This window comes from Kaistella chaponensis (genome assembly GCF_900156725.1).
Classification (GTDB): Bacteria; Bacteroidota; Bacteroidia; order Flavobacteriales; family Weeksellaceae; genus Kaistella; species Kaistella chaponensis.
In genome coordinates this window covers 1-18145 of record NZ_FTOI01000006.1, presented here as the reverse complement: position 1 = coordinate 18145, position 18145 = coordinate 1, and the positions used below count along the sequence as shown (strand labels likewise).

General features: G+C 34.8%; 17 protein-coding genes. 12 read left to right on the top strand and 5 right to left on the bottom strand.

The window, feature by feature from the left end; genetic code table 11:
* Positions 1–1062 carry a hypothetical protein gene (locus BW932_RS07535; RefSeq protein WP_076386887.1) on the top strand — a complete coding sequence of 354 codons (1062 nt, stop codon included), beginning with the start codon at positions 1–3 and terminating at the stop codon, positions 1060–1062.
* On the opposite strand, the gene BW932_RS07530 is transcribed toward BW932_RS07535, so the two are convergent.
* Positions 1052–2530 carry a lipopolysaccharide biosynthesis protein gene (locus tag BW932_RS07530; protein ID WP_076386886.1) on the bottom strand — a complete coding sequence of 493 codons (1479 nt, stop codon included), beginning with the start codon at positions 2528–2530 and terminating at the stop codon, positions 1052–1054. The genes BW932_RS07535 and BW932_RS07530 overlap by 11 nt on opposite strands.
* Positions 2531–2532: 2 nt before the next feature.
* Complete coding sequence (locus BW932_RS07525) at positions 2533–3339, bottom strand: FkbM family methyltransferase (RefSeq protein ID WP_076386885.1); 807 nt, start codon at positions 3337–3339, stop codon at positions 2533–2535.
* 122 nt (positions 3340–3461) lie between these two features.
* On the opposite strand from BW932_RS07525, the gene BW932_RS07520 reads away from it, so the two are divergent.
* The gene (locus tag BW932_RS07520; protein ID WP_076386884.1) at positions 3462–5087 is read left to right on the top strand and encodes an alpha-amylase family glycosyl hydrolase; all 1626 of its coding nucleotides are present in this window, start codon (positions 3462–3464) and stop codon (positions 5085–5087) included.
* A gap of 11 nt (positions 5088–5098) precedes the next feature.
* On the top strand, positions 5099–5623 hold the full coding sequence (locus BW932_RS07515) for a TlpA family protein disulfide reductase (protein WP_076386883.1): 525 nt from the start codon (positions 5099–5101) through the stop codon (positions 5621–5623).
* Here BW932_RS07515 and BW932_RS07510 read toward each other — a convergent pair.
* On the bottom strand, positions 5620–6285 hold the full coding sequence (locus BW932_RS07510; RefSeq protein ID WP_076386882.1) for a DUF2461 domain-containing protein: 666 nt from the start codon (positions 6283–6285) through the stop codon (positions 5620–5622). The genes BW932_RS07515 and BW932_RS07510 overlap by 4 nt on opposite strands.
* Before the next feature lie 156 nt (positions 6286–6441).
* Here BW932_RS07510 and BW932_RS07505 point away from each other — a divergent pair, with 156 nt between their 5' ends.
* The 6 genes from BW932_RS07505 to BW932_RS07480 all read left to right on the top strand — a co-directional run bounded on the left by BW932_RS07505 (position 6442) and on the right by BW932_RS07480 (position 13311).
* The gene (locus BW932_RS07505; protein WP_076386881.1) at positions 6442–8226 is read left to right on the top strand and encodes a DEAD/DEAH box helicase; all 1785 of its coding nucleotides are present in this window, start codon (positions 6442–6444) and stop codon (positions 8224–8226) included.
* Positions 8227–8390: 164 nt separating this feature from the next.
* Positions 8391–9029: a DUF47 domain-containing protein gene (locus BW932_RS07500; RefSeq protein ID WP_076386880.1), complete on the top strand. Its 639-nt coding sequence runs from the start codon at positions 8391–8393 to the stop codon at positions 9027–9029.
* A gap of 29 nt (positions 9030–9058) precedes the next feature.
* Positions 9059–10201: an inorganic phosphate transporter gene (locus tag BW932_RS07495; protein ID WP_076386879.1), complete on the top strand. Its 1143-nt coding sequence runs from the start codon at positions 9059–9061 to the stop codon at positions 10199–10201.
* A gap of 112 nt (positions 10202–10313) precedes the next feature.
* Positions 10314–11285: a polyprenyl synthetase family protein gene (locus BW932_RS07490; RefSeq protein WP_076386878.1), complete on the top strand. Its 972-nt coding sequence runs from the start codon at positions 10314–10316 to the stop codon at positions 11283–11285.
* A gap of 223 nt (positions 11286–11508) precedes the next feature.
* Positions 11509–12462, top strand: a complete 954-nt coding sequence (locus tag BW932_RS07485) for a GSCFA domain-containing protein (RefSeq protein ID WP_076386877.1) — start codon at positions 11509–11511, stop codon at positions 12460–12462.
* Between the two features lie 78 nt (positions 12463–12540).
* Complete coding sequence (locus tag BW932_RS07480; protein WP_076386876.1) at positions 12541–13311, top strand: TatD family hydrolase; 771 nt, start codon at positions 12541–12543, stop codon at positions 13309–13311.
* Between the two features lie 40 nt (positions 13312–13351).
* On the opposite strand, the gene BW932_RS07475 is transcribed toward BW932_RS07480, so the two are convergent.
* Both BW932_RS07475 and BW932_RS07470 read right to left on the bottom strand, forming a co-directional pair.
* Positions 13352–14323, bottom strand: a complete 972-nt coding sequence (locus BW932_RS07475; protein ID WP_076386875.1) for a class I SAM-dependent methyltransferase — start codon at positions 14321–14323, stop codon at positions 13352–13354.
* A gap of 167 nt (positions 14324–14490) precedes the next feature.
* The gene (locus BW932_RS07470) at positions 14491–15744 is read right to left on the bottom strand and encodes a DEAD/DEAH box helicase (RefSeq protein WP_076386874.1); all 1254 of its coding nucleotides are present in this window, start codon (positions 15742–15744) and stop codon (positions 14491–14493) included.
* A 620-nt stretch (positions 15745–16364) separates the two neighbouring features.
* Between BW932_RS07470 and BW932_RS07465 the strand changes: the two genes are divergently transcribed.
* From BW932_RS07465 to BW932_RS07455, 3 genes are all read left to right on the top strand, one after another.
* Complete coding sequence (locus BW932_RS07465) at positions 16365–16715, top strand: helix-turn-helix domain-containing protein (RefSeq protein ID WP_076386873.1); 351 nt, start codon at positions 16365–16367, stop codon at positions 16713–16715.
* 186 nt (positions 16716–16901) lie between these two features.
* Complete coding sequence (locus BW932_RS07460; protein ID WP_076386872.1) at positions 16902–17462, top strand: Crp/Fnr family transcriptional regulator; 561 nt, start codon at positions 16902–16904, stop codon at positions 17460–17462.
* A 71-nt stretch (positions 17463–17533) separates the two neighbouring features.
* The gene (locus BW932_RS07455) at positions 17534–17863 is read left to right on the top strand and encodes a DMT family transporter (RefSeq protein ID WP_076386871.1); all 330 of its coding nucleotides are present in this window, start codon (positions 17534–17536) and stop codon (positions 17861–17863) included.
* The last annotated feature ends 282 nt before the right edge of the window (positions 17864–18145 follow it).

The following is an 18145-nucleotide window of genomic DNA, read 5'->3' as shown; positions in this document are numbered from 1 at the left end:
TTGAAAAAAATCGTCTACATCGAACTCGATACGCACGCCGAAATTGCTGCGAATTTTATGGAATTAATGCATGATTCCAACGAGTTTGCTGTTGATTATTATTTTTCAGAAAAAATATTAAAACAAATCGGGAAGCACAATTCGAATATTTTTTCGACAAAAAATTCGGAATTGATGAATCAATTAAAGATTCAAAATTACGATTTGGTGATCATCGGAACCGTTCACCGCTATTTTAATGTATTCACCGCAATTTGTCAACAGTTCAATACTTCTGTAATTGTTCATAATCTGAATTTTGCAAAAATCTCCAGGTTTCAACTCTTTAAAAATATTTTTAAAAAGGATGTTAAATATCGTCTGAAACTGTTGTTTAAAGAGGGTTTGCTTTCAGCACCGCAAGTTTTTAAAAAAGCAAATAATCTTTTGGTTTTGGATGATCATTTGCTTGCCGAAGACCTTGGTTTGGATTTGAAATTTCTGCCGGTTTTCTTTTGGAATAAATTTGAAATACCTCGAAAATCTTTGTTTGTCATTGTAATTCCCGGAACAGTTTCGCAGGAACGAAGAGATTATTTTCATATTTTGAACAGCATCAAAACTTTTAAGAATGGAACTTATTTCCAATTTGTTTTTTTAGGAAAAGCAGCAAATAAGGAATTGTTGTGGTTAAGAGAATTTGAAAAGAATAAACCCCAAAATATTTCGGTAAAATATTTTACAGAAAAAGTTTCTCAGCATATTTTTGATGATTGGATGAAAGAAGCGGCAATTTTGTGGTGCCCAATCCAAACTGAAACAGCTTTTTTCAGCAACAAAGAATGGTATGGGAAAACTAAAATGAGCGGCAATATTGGAGATGCCATCAAATATGGAAAAATTGCTATTTTTCCAGAGAATTATGCCAATTCTCAAGCCTTTATTATTCCAGAGAACACCAATATCGAAGAGCAGTTATTTACTTATGGAAAGTTGATGAATGATGATTTTCAAAAGAAATTCAACAAAGAAAAAATAGCAAGTGAGCTAGAGAAAACGCTCCAAACATTCATTAAAACTTAAAAATACTTTTGATGAATTTTTTATTGATGTACTCTTCAACCGGGAAAATTTTCATAAAATGATTGGCGCCAAAAATCACCATTAAAACAAATGTTGGTTTGTAAATGAAATTAAGGAAATTGTTTCCAGTTTCAGGCAAAATGATCGCCACTGTTATTGCTAAAGTGCAGATAATCAAAATATACATCATCTCAATCGTTAATGGGAAAACGTTGAATTTCAAATAATTAAAGTAAATTTTAATCATATTGAAAAGCGTAAGTGAAATTCCGGTTGCCATCGCAATTCCGATGATTCCTAATTCTGTTTTGGTTAAGAAAAGATAGTTCAAAACAATCGTAGTAACCGCTAAAAATAGCATGATCACGATATTAAATCGGTAATATTTCGAGAGCGAAATAATATGTCCGTTAAATCCGGTGGCCAAATCGAAAATCATGGCGAAACCTAAAATCCAAACTACAGGTTCTGCTTGTCTCAGCTGATCTCCGTTTTTTATGATATTGGTTAAATAAGGAAATCCTACCAAAATGCAGGAAAACAAAACAGCTCCGAGAAAGAAAAGGGTGAGTGAAGTTTTTTTATGAAAACAATCGAGTTCTTCGAATTCGCCTTCTGCAATGGTTTTATTGATGATGGGTGCAGAAATATTAAACAATCCCATTTGTGGAATGAGAATAAAAGAAAGGATGGATAAAATAATGCTGTAAACTCCGTTTTCTTCGAAATTTAAAAATTCACCAATCATGAAATTATCTACTCGAAAAGCAATGTAATTACCGATGTTTCCTAAGAATCCATAGAAACTATAGTTCAGGATTTCTTTCCAAAGCTGGTCTTTTTTTACATAATCGATACTGAAATCAGGTTTTATTTTTTCGAGATTATTCGCATAAAAAAGATATCCTAAAAAGGCGAGGACAAACATTCCTAAGAAAAACGCATAAGAACCTTTTTCCGAAACTCCTAAAAAGTAAAAAAGACAAAATGCACCAATATTTGCAATTTTGGGAAATAGGTTTTCAAAAATATTGGGAACAACAATTCTTTTGAAGTTGGAAAGATATTTATTGAAAATTGCCGATAAAGCCATAATCAATATGAGCGGAAGAATGAGGCGCTTCATTTTCCAAAGTTCCAGGCTTTTGAATTGAGGGAAAAATTGGAAAAAAAGAAAAAACAGCAGGGAAAAGACGAGGAAATTAAAAACAATTCCGCCCAAAGAAAGCGACAGAATATTTTGATTCTTGCCATCTTTTTGAGTTTGATGAAAAAATTTCACGTTAGAAAATGACAATCCGAAAATAACAATAGGCAAAAGCATTTCTGCAGTAGGCATTACGTATCGCAATTTTCCGTAAAACTCCATATCGTACGGAAAAATAAAAATTGCAGAAACCGTTCCGAGTAAAAAACCGAAATATCCAATCAACGAATATTTTAATCCTTGTCGCGCAATTACACTCATTTTTAGAAAGTTTTTGGAGGATTTGGGACAAAAATAATATTGTTGATATAGGCAGTTTTGTTAATCAAACGGTTATTATTTTGTTCTAAAATAATGTTTTCGTTGAGTCTTTCCAAGTTAAAAGTGGTTCGGTTTAGAAAATAAGCGGCATATTCCCAACTTTCAATTTGTGTAATTAAATCCCAAATAGGTTCAGAGTGATGACGTTGCTCCATTTCAACCATTAAAGTAGGACGAAATTTTGCGATCACTTGTTTTGCACCTTCCAACGTTTTCATTTCATTTCCTTCTACATCAATTTTGATAAAGTTAATTTTGGTAAGGTTTTCAGATTTTTGCCAATCGTCAAGTGTAAGCATTTTCACCTGATGCAACACATGTTTCTCTTCGTCTTCTTCTCGATAACCAATTTGTAAAGTTCCGCGCGAATCATAATTTTTTCCTTTAATAATGGGAATTTTAAAAGCTGCGGTTCCGTTTTGATCCGATAGTGCAATGCAAAATGATTTTATTTTGGGAAAAATTCGTCGTAACCGATTGTATAATTTCTCATTCGGTTCAAAAGCGTATAGGTTTTTCGGCGAAAGTTTACCTTCGAGTTGATAAAGAAAACTGCCATTATTTGAGCCTATATCAAGCATTACTGAATCTGCATTCAAGAAATCTTTGATCCACATTAACTCAGGTTCAATGTTTTTTTGGCTATAATTATCTTTCGTAAGATTTTTAAGGTTTTTGAAATACCTCTCTTTGTAGAATCGCGGAGTAATGAACTGCAGTTGATTGGTAATGATGTGGTATATTGACATACTTTCTTGTTGGGAAGCAAAGATAGAAAAATATGTTAAATAAATGTTAAAATATTACCGATGAAAAGATTCTCCTCTCTCAAAACTTCCATTTACACTACCTTTATCCTTCAAAATTTACTATGAAAAAAATTCTCTTTTTATTAAGCGTTGCGTTCCTGACTTCTTGCAATTCACTTCACAATTCAAAAAAGCAGACCTTTAATTGGGAAGGTGCAAATATGTATTTTCTGCTTACCGACCGTTTTCAAAATGGCGACAATAAAAATGATATCAATTTTGGAAGAACTGAAAAAGCTGCTACTTTGCGTGGCTTTGAAGGTGGAGATTTACGCGGAATTATCCAAAAAATAGACGATAATTATTTTTCAGATTTAGGAATCAATGCCATTTGGATGACACCATTGGTAGAACAGATTCACAGCGCAACCAATGAAGGAACAGGAAATACCTATGCTTTTCACGGTTATTGGGCAAAAGACTGGACGAATCTTGATCCAAATTTTGGCACCAAAGCCGACTTGAAAGAACTGGTAGAGAAAGCCCATGAAAAGGGAATCCGAATTGTTTTAGATGCCGTGATCAATCACACCGGTCCAGTTACGCCGATCGATCCGGTTTATCCAAATTCGTGGGTGAGAACTTCGCCACAATGCAAGTATAATAATTACGAAAATACCACTGCATGTACGTTGGTTGCTAATCTTCCCGATATTTTAACAGAATCAGATGAACCTGAAGAACTTCCGCAAATCTTAGTAGAAAAATGGAAGAATGAAGGGAAATATGAGGCAGAAATGAAGTCTCTGAATGAATTTTTTGTAAGAACAGGATATCCAAAAGCACCCAAATATTACATCATGAAGTGGCTCGCTGATTATGTGAAAGAATTCGGTATTGATGGTTATCGAATTGATACCGTGAAACATACGAATGAAGATGTTTGGAAAGATTTTCAAAAAGTTTGTCAGGAATCTTTTGATATTTATAAAAGAAATAATCCTTCGAAAGTTCTAGATCAAAATTTGTTTTTCACCGTAGGAGAAATTTATGGCTATGGAATTTCGCAAAAACAAATCTATGATTTCGGTGATAAAAAAGTGAATTATTACCAAAATGGATTTAAGTCGCTCATTAATTTTGATTTTAAAGGGGATGCCAATAAATCGTACGAAGAACTTTTTTCTAATTATTCAAAACTCTTGCAATCCGATTTAAACGGAAAAACGGTGATGAATTATCTGACTTCGCATGATGATGGTTCTCCTTTCGATAAAGACCGAAAAAGAACTTTCGAAGCAGGAACAAAATTATTATTATCTCCTGGAATTTCTCAAGTTTATTATGGTGATGAATCTGCACGATCACTTACAATTCAAGGAGCAGAAGGTGATGCCAATTTGCGTTCGAATATGAATTGGAGCGATATTTCTTCAAATCTTGAAACCCAAAAATTGTTAGTTCACTATCAAAAATTAGGAAAATTCAGAGCCAATCATCCCGCAGTTGGAGCCGGAGTTCATCAGATGATTTCTTCTTCTCCTTATTGGTTTACACGAACTTTAAACAACGATAAAGTTGTAATTGGATTAGATTTAAAACCAGGTTTAAAAGAAGTTTCCGTTCAGGAAATTTTTGAAAATGGCACGGAATTGCGTGATGGATATTCTGGCAAGAAAGTAACAGTAGAAAATGGAAAGGTTTCCATCGACTCGGGATTATCTATCGTTTTGCTAGAACAGATCTAAAAATATCCGGAATGAAAAGTTTTTTAAGAGTAGCAATCGCATTATTACCTATCGGAGTTTTCGCTCAGAAAATTCCCGCAATCAGCAAAACCGAATTTTCGAAAGAAGCTGTTGCGCAGAAAATTTCTTCTTTTCAAGGAAAGAAAATAGCGGTTTCCGAAATTATAGAAAAACATAAAGGCCGGGTTTTGATCATCGATTTTTGGGCAAGTTGGTGCGCGGATTGTATCAAAGCACTTCCTTCCACCAAAATTTTAAAGGAGCAAAATCCGGAACTCGATTTCGTGTATTTCTCTTTGGATCGATCCCATGAACAGTGGACGAGAGGTCTAGAGAAACATAAGCTAACAGATCAGGAAAATTATTGGTTTGATGAAGGCTGGAAGAATAATTTCAACAATTACGTCGATTTGAATTGGGTTCCAAGATTTTTGATTGTAGACCAAAGTGGAAAAATAGCGAAATATTACGCTGTTTCGCCGAACGATCCCACCATTCAAAAAACTATTGATGAGCTGAAGATGAAAAAATTTTAAAGGAAAGGAGCTTCTAAAAACTGATTCAAAGGTTGAATGCTCTCAAAGATTTTTGCGAAATGTTGCGCTGCATTTTTATCGAAAAGTTGCTCATCTGAAATTGGATGCGTGACGATAAAATTTTTCAGTTTAAGAATTTCTGCCATCGGATCGTCTTTTTCAAAATCATTTGGAACTCTTTTTAATTTGCTTTCAACACTCAATCCACGGAAATTATTTCGGAAATCATTTTGCTCCAGAATTTTTTTAAATTCAGAACTGTTCATGGAGATTTCTTTTCTGATTTCCTTTAAAACAGAAGGTTCTGGCTGATAAACGCCACCTGCTAAAAAAGATTTTCCGGGTTCGATATGTAAATAGTAGCCTGAAATTTTGTTGCCTTTTCCCATGCCCAAACTTGCACCGAAATGTGTTTTGTACGGAATTTTTAATTTTGAAAAACGAATGTCTCTATAAATTCTAAAAAGTGCTTTCTTCGGATCGATTTTTAAAATCTCTTCATCAAATTTTGAAATTTCCTCGATGAGTTTTTCGATAAAGACGAGCATATTTTCCTGCGCTTCGATGTAGAGATGCTTGTTTTCGTTGAACCATTCGCGGTTGTTGTTGTTTTCTAGCGTTTTCAGAAATTTTAAAGTTGAAGTTTTTATAGATTGTTCCATTGATCAATTTTTAGATTCCAAATTTAGAGAAATTTAATTTTGATAAGGTGATCATGAGAATCCGTTTGGTCTTTAACAGAAATTTAATAAAACACCTGTTTTATTATCAAAAATAAAAAACGTATCTTTGCACCCAATTTATAGACGATCTTTTACATGAATTTATTTACGGAGACCAATCTAAGTCCGGCAATCTTGCAGGCAATTGGCGAACTGGGCTTTGAAAGCCCCACAGAAATCCAAAAACAAACTATTCCTTTTATCTCTACAGATATACGCGATCTCATCGCACTTGCGCAGACAGGAACAGGCAAAACAGCGGCTTTTTCGCTACCGATTTTGGATATGATTGACGACGGGAGTCGCAAAATCCAATTTTTGGTGCTTTGTCCAACCAGAGAACTTTGTTTGCAGATTACCAAAGACATTAAAAATTACTCGAAATACATGCCCAACATCAAGACTACAGCAGTTTATGGTGGAAGCAGTATTACCGACCAAATCCGCTCTCTACGAGACAAACCCCAAATTATTGTGGGAACTCCGGGACGTGTGATCGACCTTATTAACAGAAAAGCACTTGATTTTTCTGAAATTCAGTGGCTCGTTTTAGACGAAGCTGATGAAATGTTATCAATGGGTTTCAAAGATGATTTGGAAACAATTCTTCGCGAAACTCCAGATACGAAACACAATTATTTATTCTCTGCGACGATGAATAAAGAGGTGGAACGTATTTCTAAAAGTTATTTGACCAGTCCACATAGAATTTCTGTTGGATCGATCAATGAAGTGAAGAAAAATATTAAACACGAATTTTACGTCGTGGGTTACCGTTTCAAAAAAGAAGCTTTGAAAAGATTGATCGATGCCAATCCAAATCAATACTCTATTCTTTTCTGTAGAACACGTATGGAAACGCAAGAAGTTGCAGATTTCCTCATGCAAAATGGTTATGCAGCAGATGCACTTCACGGTGATTTATCACAAGCACAACGTGATACTGTAATGAAGAAATTCAGACTTAAAAACATCGATATCTTAGTTGCGACCGACGTTGCAGCGAGAGGTTTAGATGTGGATTCTTTAACACACGTTGTACATTACTCTTTACCAGATGATCCTGAAGTATTCGTTCACCGAAGTGGAAGAACGGGTCGTGCAGGAAAAGATGGTATATCAATCTCTTTGATTAAACCTGAAGAATCAAGAAAATTGAAACAGATCAAGTCTGTAACAAAAATTGATATTGTAGAGAAAAAAATACCAACCGGAAAAGAGATCATAACGGCTCAAGTTGGTGGTGTTTTTGATAAATTATTGACAGAGCATGAAAATTTGTTTGAATTTGATGCGTCGTTAATACCTGATTTATCTGGCTTTACCAAAGAAGAATTGGTTCACCAAATGTTGCAGTTGCAATTGCGTGATATGGCTCTGTATTATTTAGATAAAAATGATTTAGCAGATCAAAAACTGAATGCTGATGACGGTCGAGGTGATAGAGGAGGTCGCGATAGAGGAAGAGGTGACAGAGATTCTCGTGGCGGTAGAGACCGTGATCGCGGTGGTGACAGAAGAGACGGCGGATCTAGAAATTCTCGAGAAGGAGGTTTCAGAGATGGTGGAAGTCGAGATGGTGGAAGCCGTGATGGTGGAAACAGAGAATTCAGAGAAAGAAAGCCAAGAAAAAACAATGGCGATATGGTTCGATTTTTCTTTAACTTAGGAAAAAGAGACAATCTGAAGAAAATTGATATGCTTGAAATCATCAACAAATCAACAGAAAAATCTAGAAAAAGACCAGATATTGGTGAAATCGAAATTTTAGAGAAATTCTCTTTCTTTGAAGTTGAAAAATCTTTCAAAGATGAAGTTCTAAGAGGATTGCAAACTCAGAAATTTAAAGGAAAAGACATGAGAGCTGAAGAATCTAAATAATTTTTCGATCTTATTAACTTATATTCAGTCCCATTATTCGTAATGGGACTGATTTTTTTTTGGTGGAGAAGTAATTTCACAATGTTAATAAAACTTAATATAAAATCACCAAACTTCGTAGAGTTTTTCGGAAATTTGCACCACTAATTAATAAATGAACAACAATGGGAATCGGAAATATTTTTAAAATGTTCCAGCCGAAAGACAAAGTGTTTTTTGTACTGTTTGAAAAAGTTGCAGAAGAACTTGTGGCCATGTCAAAAGAATTTCACGAGAGTTTACTTGATTTTGATATCAATGACGACACCATGTTACAGCACATGAGCGATTACGAACACCGATTGGATGATTTGACGCATGAAATATTTGTGCAGTTGGGTGAAAATTTCATAACGCCATTCGACCGTGAAGACATCAGTCATTTAGCGAGCCGCTTGGATGATATTGCAGATTTCATGTATGCTTCTGCAAAATATATTTACCTGTACAAAGCACCTCTAGATCCTGCATATACAGAGTTTTCCCTCCTAATTCATAAGTCTTGTGTTGAAATTCAGATTGCTGTTACTAACCTTAATGATTTCAAAGATCCTAAGGCGGTAAAAGAATCTTGTATTAAAATAAATTCCTTCGAAAATTTGGCAGATGATGTGTTGAGTCAGGCAATCGTAAAATTGTTTGAAACTGATGATGCCATTAAGATTATGAAAGTAAAATCTGTTTTGGAGTATTTGGAGAACGTGACTGACAAAGCCGAAGATGTTGCAAATACCATCGACAGCATTTTGATCAAATACGCTTAATCTATTCCCTAATTTGTATTAGAAAAAAAATGGATTTACCTATTTTACTTATTATAATCATTGTTTTAGCTTTAGTTTTCGACTATATCAATGGTTTTCACGATGCTGCAAATTCAATTGCGACCATTGTTTCTACCAAAGTTTTAACACCTTTCCAAGCAGTTCTTTGGGCTGCATTTTGGAATTTTGCCGCATTTTTTCTCGCCGCTTATGTGATCGGTGAATTTAAAATTGGTAACACCATTGCAAAATCTGTCAATGAGAATTTTATTAACCTCGAGGTTATATTTTCTGGTTTAGTAGCTGCAATCGCCTGGAATTTATTAACATGGTGGTTCGGTATTCCCTCGTCATCATCGCACACTTTGATTGGTGGTTTTTTAGGAGCTGCACTCATGTTTGCTTTGGTTTCAGACTACCACGTTATTGCTTTAGCACAGCCGGATTTATCAATATTCGACAAACTCATACTCGCATTCAAGCAACTCTTTACCCAAAATGTGGTGAAATATGAGAAAGTGATTCCCATTTTCTTGTTTATTTTCTTGGCACCAGTTATTGGCTCGATCATTTCAATAATTATTACACTTATTATTGTAAATATTTCCAAAAGAACAAGTCCTCGGAAAGCGGATCATATTTTCAAGAAATTGCAGCTCGTTTCTTCTGCATTGTTCAGTTTGGGACACGGTACAAACGATGCTCAAAAAGTAATGGGGATTATTGGTGCTGCCATCATTTTCCATCATGTTCAGACTTTGCACGATCCTGTATATCTAGCTTTAGATGGTACACAACAATTTAATTATTTTGTAGAACATTATTATTGGGTTCCTTTTACCTCATTCTTAATGATCGCGCTTGGTACAATGAGCGGTGGTTGGAAAATTGTGAAAACCATGGGAACCAGAATTACGAAAGTGACGCCGTTGGAAGGTGTTGCTGCGGAAAGTGCAGGAGCAATAACCTTGTTCATTACAGAACATTTCGGTATTCCAGTTTCGACCACGCATACCATCACGGGTGCAATTATCGGGGTTGGTTTAACCAAAAGAGTTTCTGCTGTTCGATGGGGAATCACCGTAAGTTTATTGTGGGCATGGATTTTAACCATACCGATTTCTGCAATGGTTGCCGGAATTACCTATTTGATTTTTACGTTTGTGAAATAAAAAATTCAATCCTTAATATGAAGCCATTTCCTTTTGAAATGGCTTTTTTTATGACCGTTTTACTACTTAAATAATTATTATAAATCGTATTTTTGCACAAACAAGAAATTTTATGCAGTTTTTAGACGAATATCAGGAGACGGTTGCAAATGCAATTACCAAATATATCTTCAAAGATAAGCCCGAGGAACTTTATGGTCCGATGAATTATATCATTTCACACGGTGGAAAAAGACTTCGCCCAATGATGGTTTTAATGGCATGCGAAATGTTCGATGGTAATTTGAAAAAAGCCCTTAAACCCGCTTTAGCAATTGAGTTTTTTCATAATTTCACCTTGATCCATGATGATATTATGGATGAGGCGCCGCTTCGAAGAAACAAACCTACCATTCATACCTTACATGGCATCAATACAGGGATTCTTTCAGGGGACGCTTTAATGTTTAAAGCGCTAAAGTTTTTCGAAAATTTAGAACCTGATTTGTACAAAGCTTGTATGAGAGTTTTTATTCACACCGGATTATTGCTGTGTGAAGGTCAACAATATGATATAAATTTTGAAACCCAAGAAGAGGTAACATTCAATGATTATATTCGAATGATTTCTTATAAAACTGGGATTTTGAGTGCTTCCTCATTCGAAATTGGCGCCTTGATTGCAGGTGCAGATTTCAAAGATGCAAAAGCCATTTTTAATTTCGGAAAACATGTTGGGATCGCTTTTCAGATTATGGATGATTATTTAGATGTCTTCGGAAATCAGGAGCAAATTGGTAAAAAGCACGCCGGAGATATTTATGAGAATAAAAAAACCGTGCTATATCTTTTAGCTAAAGAACATGCAACCGATGAAGAGCGAAAAGAACTCGAATATTGGTACTCCAAAAAAACCGATAATGTGGATAAGGTTTATAGCGTAGAAAAGATTTTCCGCCGAACCAAAGTCGATGAAAAAGCATTGCTTCTAATCCAGGAACACAATGAACTCGCCCAGAAATATTTAAATAAAATAAGCGTTTCCGACGCAAAGAAAAAACCATTTATCGAACTTGCAAATTATTTATTGCAACGAGAAAGCTAATTTGTTGATTCATTGATTTGATGATTCCTTAATGTGATGATTCGTCAATGTGATGATTCGTTGATTTGATAATTTGTTAATGGTCTAAAGAATTATTGCATAGATTTTGTAAGATTTTTATAAAACATTTTTCAAATTATTAAGTAACTCAATCCCCAAATTTCCACATCGCCACATCGTCAAATCAACCAATCATCAAATTTTCAAATCATCAAATCAATCAATGAAATTTAGAACTGACGTAGAAATTCCAAATTCCGGCAAAAAAATTGAAACTGATGACCGCGTGTTTTCAATCGGTTCCTGCTTCTCCACGGAGATGACAAACCTTTTAAAAGCAGGACAGTTGCAGACTTTCAATAATCCATTCGGCACGCTTTTCAATCCTTTCTCGATCAATAATGCTGTGAAAAAAATTCATAACGCAGCGTTGTATACAGAGGAAGATTTGGTAAGTTTTGGGGAAGATGTTCTCTCCTTGGATCATCATTCTTCATTCAACTCACGGTTTGTTCATCAAACTTTAGAGAAAATTAATGGCCAGATTGAAAACGCAAATCAGTTTCTGCAGCAGACAAACTGGGTTCTGGTGACGTACGGAACGTCTTTTATTTATGACTTTCTTCCGAAGAAGAAACTTGTTGCAAACTGTCATAAAATTCCAGCCAAGTATTTTGAAAAAAGATTATTAACCCATTTGGAATTAACCGATTCTATCTATGAAACGGTTGAGAATTTAAAAGATATAGCGAAAGAAAATGTTCAGATTTTGTTTACTGTTTCGCCCGTTCGTCATACCAAAGACGGAATGGTGGAAAATAATTTAAGCAAATCGAAACTAATTACGGCGATTCACGAGATTCTGCCACAATTCGAAAACTGTCATTATCTGCCGGTTTACGAAATTTTAATGGATGATTTACGCGACTACCGATTCTACAAAGAAGATTTAATTCATCCCAATAATCAGGCGATTAATTATATCTGGGAAAAGTTTGGAAATGCTTATTTTTCTAATGAAAGCATGGATTTTATCGAGGAAAATTTGAAAATTGCAAAATCTTTGGACCATCGTTCTTTGGATGAAAATAGTCCTAAATATCGGGAATTTGCAGAAAAATTAAGCCAACGAATTGCGGCACAGCAAAAAAAGGTGAAACATAAAATATTTTTTTAATTGTAAAATGTATCCTATAAAAAGTACACAAAATATTCTACTTTTTACATCGTACATTTTACATTTTACATCAAAAAAATGATCGACACTCATACTCACTTATATTCCGAAGAATTCGACGAAGATCGAAAAGAAATGATCGAAAGAGCTTTAAAAAAAGGCGTTTCGAAATTTTATCTTCCGGCAATTGATTCCGAATCGCATGAAAAAATGCTGGCTTTGGAAAAGGAATATCCAAACCAAATTTTCTCCATGATGGGACTTCATCCTTGTTATGTAAAGCCAGAAACTTGGGAAGAAGAACTGAAATTGGTGCAGAAATATTTGAATGAAAGAAAATTTCCAGCCATCGGAGAAATCGGAATCGATTTATATTGGGACAAAACAACTTTAGACATCCAAATCAAAGCTTTCGAACAGCAAATTGATTGGGCCATTGAAAAAGATTTACCCATCGTGATTCATACCAGAAGCAGTTTTGATGAGGTTTTTGAAGTTTTAGAACGTAAAAAACACCCAAAATTGCGAGGAATTTTTCATTGCTTTTCTGGCAATTTAGAACAGGCAAAACATGCGATTGATTTACAATTTATTTTAGGAATCGGTGGAGTAGTCACTTTTAAAAATGGTAAGATTGATCAGTTCTTAAATGAAATTCCATTAGATAAAATCGTTCTAGAAACAGATTCTCCTTATCTCGCTCCGGTTCCGCATCGGGGAAAAAGAAACGAAAGTTCTTACCTGGATTTGGTGGTTGGAAAATTGGTCGATATTTACGGGAAAGATTTTGCTGAAATAGATCGGATTACAACAGAGAATGCAATGAGCATGTTTTCCGCTTCGAAGTAAAATTTTTTCTCCCTAAAAAAGGGTTGCGAAAAAATACTTTTTACTTCAATTCATAAATCCCAAAAACAGAATCACTGGGATGGTTTTCTAACAACTCATCTTCTAAAGCAAAAATTTGTTGCAGAACTTCTCTTTTAGTAGAGTCGAGGATTACAAAATGATGCGAGATGTCTTTCAATGCGCTTTGTAAAATATTATTTCCGTAAAATTTTTCTTCTACAACATTAAATTTTTCGTGGATTGCAGGGATTATTGATTGAGAATCTACACATTCTGAAGGATCTGCAATAATCATTCGCAAAACTCCGGATCCATAATAGTTGTTCTTGTAAATATTGGTTTTAAATATTTTACGGTATTCTTTTGGAATGATCGAAATCGCTTTATTGATATATTTGATCTGAATTTTAGAATATTGCAATCGGCTTGAACCTACAAATTCATTGATAATAAGCAAACCTTTCGGTCTTAAATTTTGAATAACCACTTGCTGCAAAAATTCAGGAATGTTATCAAAATGATGCAAAGAGGCATGAAAGAAAACAACATCGTACTGTTGCTCTTCAAAACCATATTTCATGATGTTTTCTGCATGAAATGAAATGTTTGTCAACTGCTTTTCATCAGCAATTTCTTTGGCTTTTTTTAGCAGATCGTCAGAAAAATCATAGCATGCGATCTCACAGTTAGGATTCAATTCGGCAAGTCGAATTTCGTGACTGCAAATTCCTGTTCCCAATGCGAGAATTTTTATTTTTTCTTTTCCTTTAAAATATTTTTCGGTGAGGTATTTTTCGTACATCATGTCTTCATTGCCTGTTATCAGCTTGTTCCACCGTTTTCGCACTTCGGGAACAATCCAAAAACTAGAACCTTCTAAATTTTGATCATTAAAAGCACTTTGTGTTCTTTTGAACGAATTTAGATTGAGTTTAGAAAGCAAAAAAGACAATCCTCGCTGATGAAATTTGATATAAATGTCTGAAAAATCTTCTCTGGTAATAATTCTCATGGAGTAATGTCGCTGTTAAAATAGCTTGCAAATTTAATTTAATTTTCTGACCATCAAAAAGTTTATTTTCCTCGAAAGAATTTCGGGATCATAAAAAGACCGCAATATTTGGTTATTGCGGTCTATTTTCTTTTCTTCACTTGAGTGAAAAATTCTGCTTGAGAAATTTATCTGTTTCTCGTGAAATTACTTTTGTTGTTCGGTTTTTTACTTCCAGCATTGTCTTTCCCCTGAACTCTTGGTCGTGGTGTAAAAGCTTTATTGTTAGAATCTCTTTTCTGAGCCACCAAATTATCAGTGTGGAAAGGATGATCTTTTTCTACCGGAATTTTTTTACCAATCAGTTTCTCTGTATTTTTAAGGTTTAATAAATCTAAACCATCTACGAACGAGATTGAACTTCCTTCTGCTCCAGCTCTTCCTGTTCTTCCGATTCGGTGAACGTAGGTTTCGGAAACATCAGATAATTCGAAGTTTAAAACGTATTTTAATTCGTCGATATCGATTCCTCTTGCTGCAATATCAGTTGCCACCAAAATTCTGGTTTTCCCTGATTTAAAATTGCTTAAAGCGTTTTGTCTCTGATTCTGCGATTTATTTCCGTGAATGGCTTCTGCCGAAATTTTGTGACTTTGCAATTTTCTTGCAATTTTATCGGCACCATGTTTCGTTCTCGAAAATACCAAAACTGATTCTTTGATATCGTTTTGCAAAATATGCGTCAACAGTTCAAGTTTATCGTCTTTATCAACGAAATATACTTTTTGATTGATCGTATCCGCTGTTGCAGAAACCGGTGCTACTTCTACTTTAACAGGATTTGTAAGCATCGAATTCGCCAGTTTACTGATCTCATCGGGAAAAGTTGCCGAGAAGAAAAGCGTTTGTCTTTTCGGAGGCAATAATTTGATGATTCTTTTTACATCGTGCACAAAACCCATATCGAGCATTCTGTCGGCTTCGTCTAAAACGAAAACTTCTAAGTTTTGAAGGGAAACAATTCGTTGGGAAACAAAATCGAGTAATCTTCCGGGAGTTGCCACCAAAATGTCAACACCTCTTCTCAATGCTTTTTCTTGAGCCGCTTGTTTTACACCACCGAAAACTACAAGGTTTCTGATGTTGAGATTTTTTCCGTACGCATTGAAACTTTCTTCAATCTGAATCGCTAATTCCCGAGTTGGTGTTAAAACCAAAACTTTGATGTTATTGTTTCGTGAATTTTTTTCTGCAAGATTTTGCAAAATTGGAATGGCAAAAGCTGCTGTTTTACCGGTTCCGGTTTGTGCGGTTCCGAGTAAATCTCTTCCTTCTAAAATGCTTGGGATTGCTTTTTCCTGAATAGGAGTTGGTTGTGTGTAACCTTCTGTTTTAAGCGCATCAAGGATGGGCTTAATTAATTTTAAGTCTGTAAATAACAATATTTTCTGTATTAAAAATGATTGCGGATGAAGTGTTTTACTTCTACATTTTGGGCTTGAAAACGCAAACCTTGTAGAGGTAATAATTTTCTATTTGAGTAAAAATGAATTACTGAAATGGCTTAAGAATGCCGCTGAATATGGTGCAAAGATAAGGTAAATATTTTACAAGTAAACTTTTGTCATTCTGAAAGAAATGGAGTGTAGAGAAATCAAGAGAGAAATCTCTTTTTAATCTATTCTTACTTGCGCTTTTCTCTGCATCAATGAATAATCAATAAGTCCTTTATACAAATAAAAAGAAAGAAATAAAACCTGTTGAATCCTCCGACTTCGCTCTAGACAGGCTCATCTTCGGTAGCTTTTTGCCTTATCTAACCTTGACATAAGGTTGATGAAGTACAGATGCCGTACTTTTGCATAAAAGAGGAGGTTTACTGCATTAGATATGAGGTTTACTGCATTAGATATGAGGTTTACTGCATTAGATATGAGATTTACTGCATGAGATAGGAGGTTTACTGCATGAGATAGGAGGTTTACTGCATGAGATAGGAGATTTACTGCATGAGATAGGAGATTTCGATATTAATGCTTATCTTTGATAGAAATACTACCCCATGTTTATACTTCAAATACGAGAATGTTTTTTGCAAAGAGGCATTAAACCCAAAGTTACTTTACTAATGCGGCTGGGAATTCCTGAGCGCTCTGCCTATCATTTCCTAAACGGAACGGCAAAAAGCATTAAAACGGATCATCTTTATAAATTATGCTTCTACCTGAACTGCACGCCGAAAGAACTGCTGCGTGTTGATCTGCCGGAAGACGATGCGACTTTGCAAAACCACCCGCTAAAAGACTGGACAAAACGCCCGACTGCCTTTCCGCTGCAGGAGTTCCGCGATCTGACTCCCACGCAATTGGAAGCGGCACAGGTGGCGATCCGGAAGATTATTGAGGGGGAGTGATGGTAGACTTGGCCAAATTTATTCGATATGCGCATTTTGAATATTTTTTGTTGCGCATTTTAAATAGTCAAAACTGTAGTTTATTTCAAAAGTCGTTTGGATAAAGGAAAAAAATGATTTGGCGCATTAATAAACTTGCGTATATTTGAGAGTTAGCGGCAAGCATAAACCAACACCGTACAAAGAATGAACCCTCTCATAAAACAACTTAAAAAATACGGAAATCTGACCTCTGAAATCGAAACAGAACTTAACGAAAAAATTAAAAGTCTGATAAAACAAAAAGGCGATTTTTTGCTCAAAGAAGGACAAATTGTTTCAAATTTATTCGTAATTGAAAAAGGGCTTGTTCGTTCGTTTTATAATATCAATGAAAGAGAAATTAATGTTTGGTTTGGTTTTGAGAGCGGAATTTTAGGTTCAGTAATGCCATTATTTTTTAGCCAACCTTCAATTGAAAACATTCAGTTTTTAGAAGACACCACTTTATATTATATCTCAAGCAATGACCTTGAAAGTTTCTACAAATCATCGCAGGAAATGAATACGATTGGTAGAAAAATGGCAGAAGAATATTGTAAAATTTTAGAGGAACGTTCTTTTGTATTACAAACACATACCGCAGAACAGCGTTATCATTGGCTTTTGAAAAACCAACCCGAAGCTTTGCAAAGAATTTCTTTAGGACATATTGCTTCTTATTTGGGTATTTCGCAAGAAACATTGAGCCGTATTAGAAAGAAATAACGATTTTGACATTTGTCAAAAAAAGCACTTTTTAATTTTTGTATCTTTGCATCAGTTAAAACAAAAGAACAATGAAATATTTATTTTTATCATTATCAATCGTACTTGAAGTTGTAGGTTCGAGCTTTATGAAAGCATCAGACGGTTTTTCAAAATTATTGCCAACAGCGATAACAATTGTGGCATATATTGCTTGCTTTTTCTTTTTGTCGCAAGCTTTAAAATCCATTCCTTTGGGAATAGCTTATGCAATTTGGGGTGGTTTAGGAATTGTCTTGACAGCTATAATTTCGGTTGTGGTATTTAAGCAATCGTTAGACATTCCAGCAATTATTGGAATTATTTTAATTGTGACAGGAGTTATCGTAATGAATTTTTTCTCAAAATCAGCAGCACACTAAAATGCCAGCCGCTAACAAGGGTTTTGCAATAGTGGGGCGAAACTGCAAAGTTCAACGGTTGTTCTTCGGTTGAACTTTAGTGCAAAATTGAAGATTTGTGCTTCGATTGCCCCACCATCGCAAAGCCCCGAACCGTTAGAGCGCAATTTTATAAGCCAGATTGGTTTTTTTGTTGAAAAGATTGGTATATAAATCAGGGATTAAAAGAATCAAAATATAATATTTTGATGGGCAAACTTTCAAAGAAATCTTTGTCTGAAAGTTTCACTTTCGAAGCGAAGA

Excerpts from the sequence above, each read along its gene's own strand:
- BW932_RS07530 (WP_076386886.1), bottom strand. The coding sequence starts at position 2,530 with ATGAGTGTAATTGCGCGACAAGGATTAAAATATTCGTTGATTGGATAT.
- BW932_RS07525 (WP_076386885.1), bottom strand. The coding sequence starts at position 3,339 with ATGTCAATATACCACATCATTACCAATCAACTGCAGTTCATTACTCCG.
- BW932_RS07520 (WP_076386884.1), top strand. The coding sequence starts at position 3,462 with ATGAAAAAAATTCTCTTTTTATTAAGCGTTGCGTTCCTGACTTCTTGC.
- BW932_RS07515 (WP_076386883.1), top strand. The coding sequence starts at position 5,099 with ATGAAAAGTTTTTTAAGAGTAGCAATCGCATTATTACCTATCGGAGTT.
- BW932_RS07510 (WP_076386882.1), bottom strand. The coding sequence starts at position 6,285 with ATGGAACAATCTATAAAAACTTCAACTTTAAAATTTCTGAAAACGCTA.
- BW932_RS07505 (WP_076386881.1), top strand. The coding sequence starts at position 6,442 with ATGAATTTATTTACGGAGACCAATCTAAGTCCGGCAATCTTGCAGGCA.
- BW932_RS07500 (WP_076386880.1), top strand. The coding sequence starts at position 8,391 with ATGGGAATCGGAAATATTTTTAAAATGTTCCAGCCGAAAGACAAAGTG.
- BW932_RS07495 (WP_076386879.1), top strand. The coding sequence starts at position 9,059 with ATGGATTTACCTATTTTACTTATTATAATCATTGTTTTAGCTTTAGTT.
- BW932_RS07490 (WP_076386878.1), top strand. The coding sequence starts at position 10,314 with ATGCAGTTTTTAGACGAATATCAGGAGACGGTTGCAAATGCAATTACC.
- BW932_RS07485 (WP_076386877.1), top strand. The coding sequence starts at position 11,509 with ATGAAATTTAGAACTGACGTAGAAATTCCAAATTCCGGCAAAAAAATT.
- BW932_RS07480 (WP_076386876.1), top strand. The coding sequence starts at position 12,541 with ATGATCGACACTCATACTCACTTATATTCCGAAGAATTCGACGAAGAT.
- BW932_RS07475 (WP_076386875.1), bottom strand. The coding sequence starts at position 14,323 with ATGAGAATTATTACCAGAGAAGATTTTTCAGACATTTATATCAAATTT.
- BW932_RS07465 (WP_076386873.1), top strand. The coding sequence starts at position 16,365 with ATGTTTATACTTCAAATACGAGAATGTTTTTTGCAAAGAGGCATTAAA.
- BW932_RS07460 (WP_076386872.1), top strand. The coding sequence starts at position 16,902 with ATGAACCCTCTCATAAAACAACTTAAAAAATACGGAAATCTGACCTCT.
- BW932_RS07455 (WP_076386871.1), top strand. The coding sequence starts at position 17,534 with ATGAAATATTTATTTTTATCATTATCAATCGTACTTGAAGTTGTAGGT.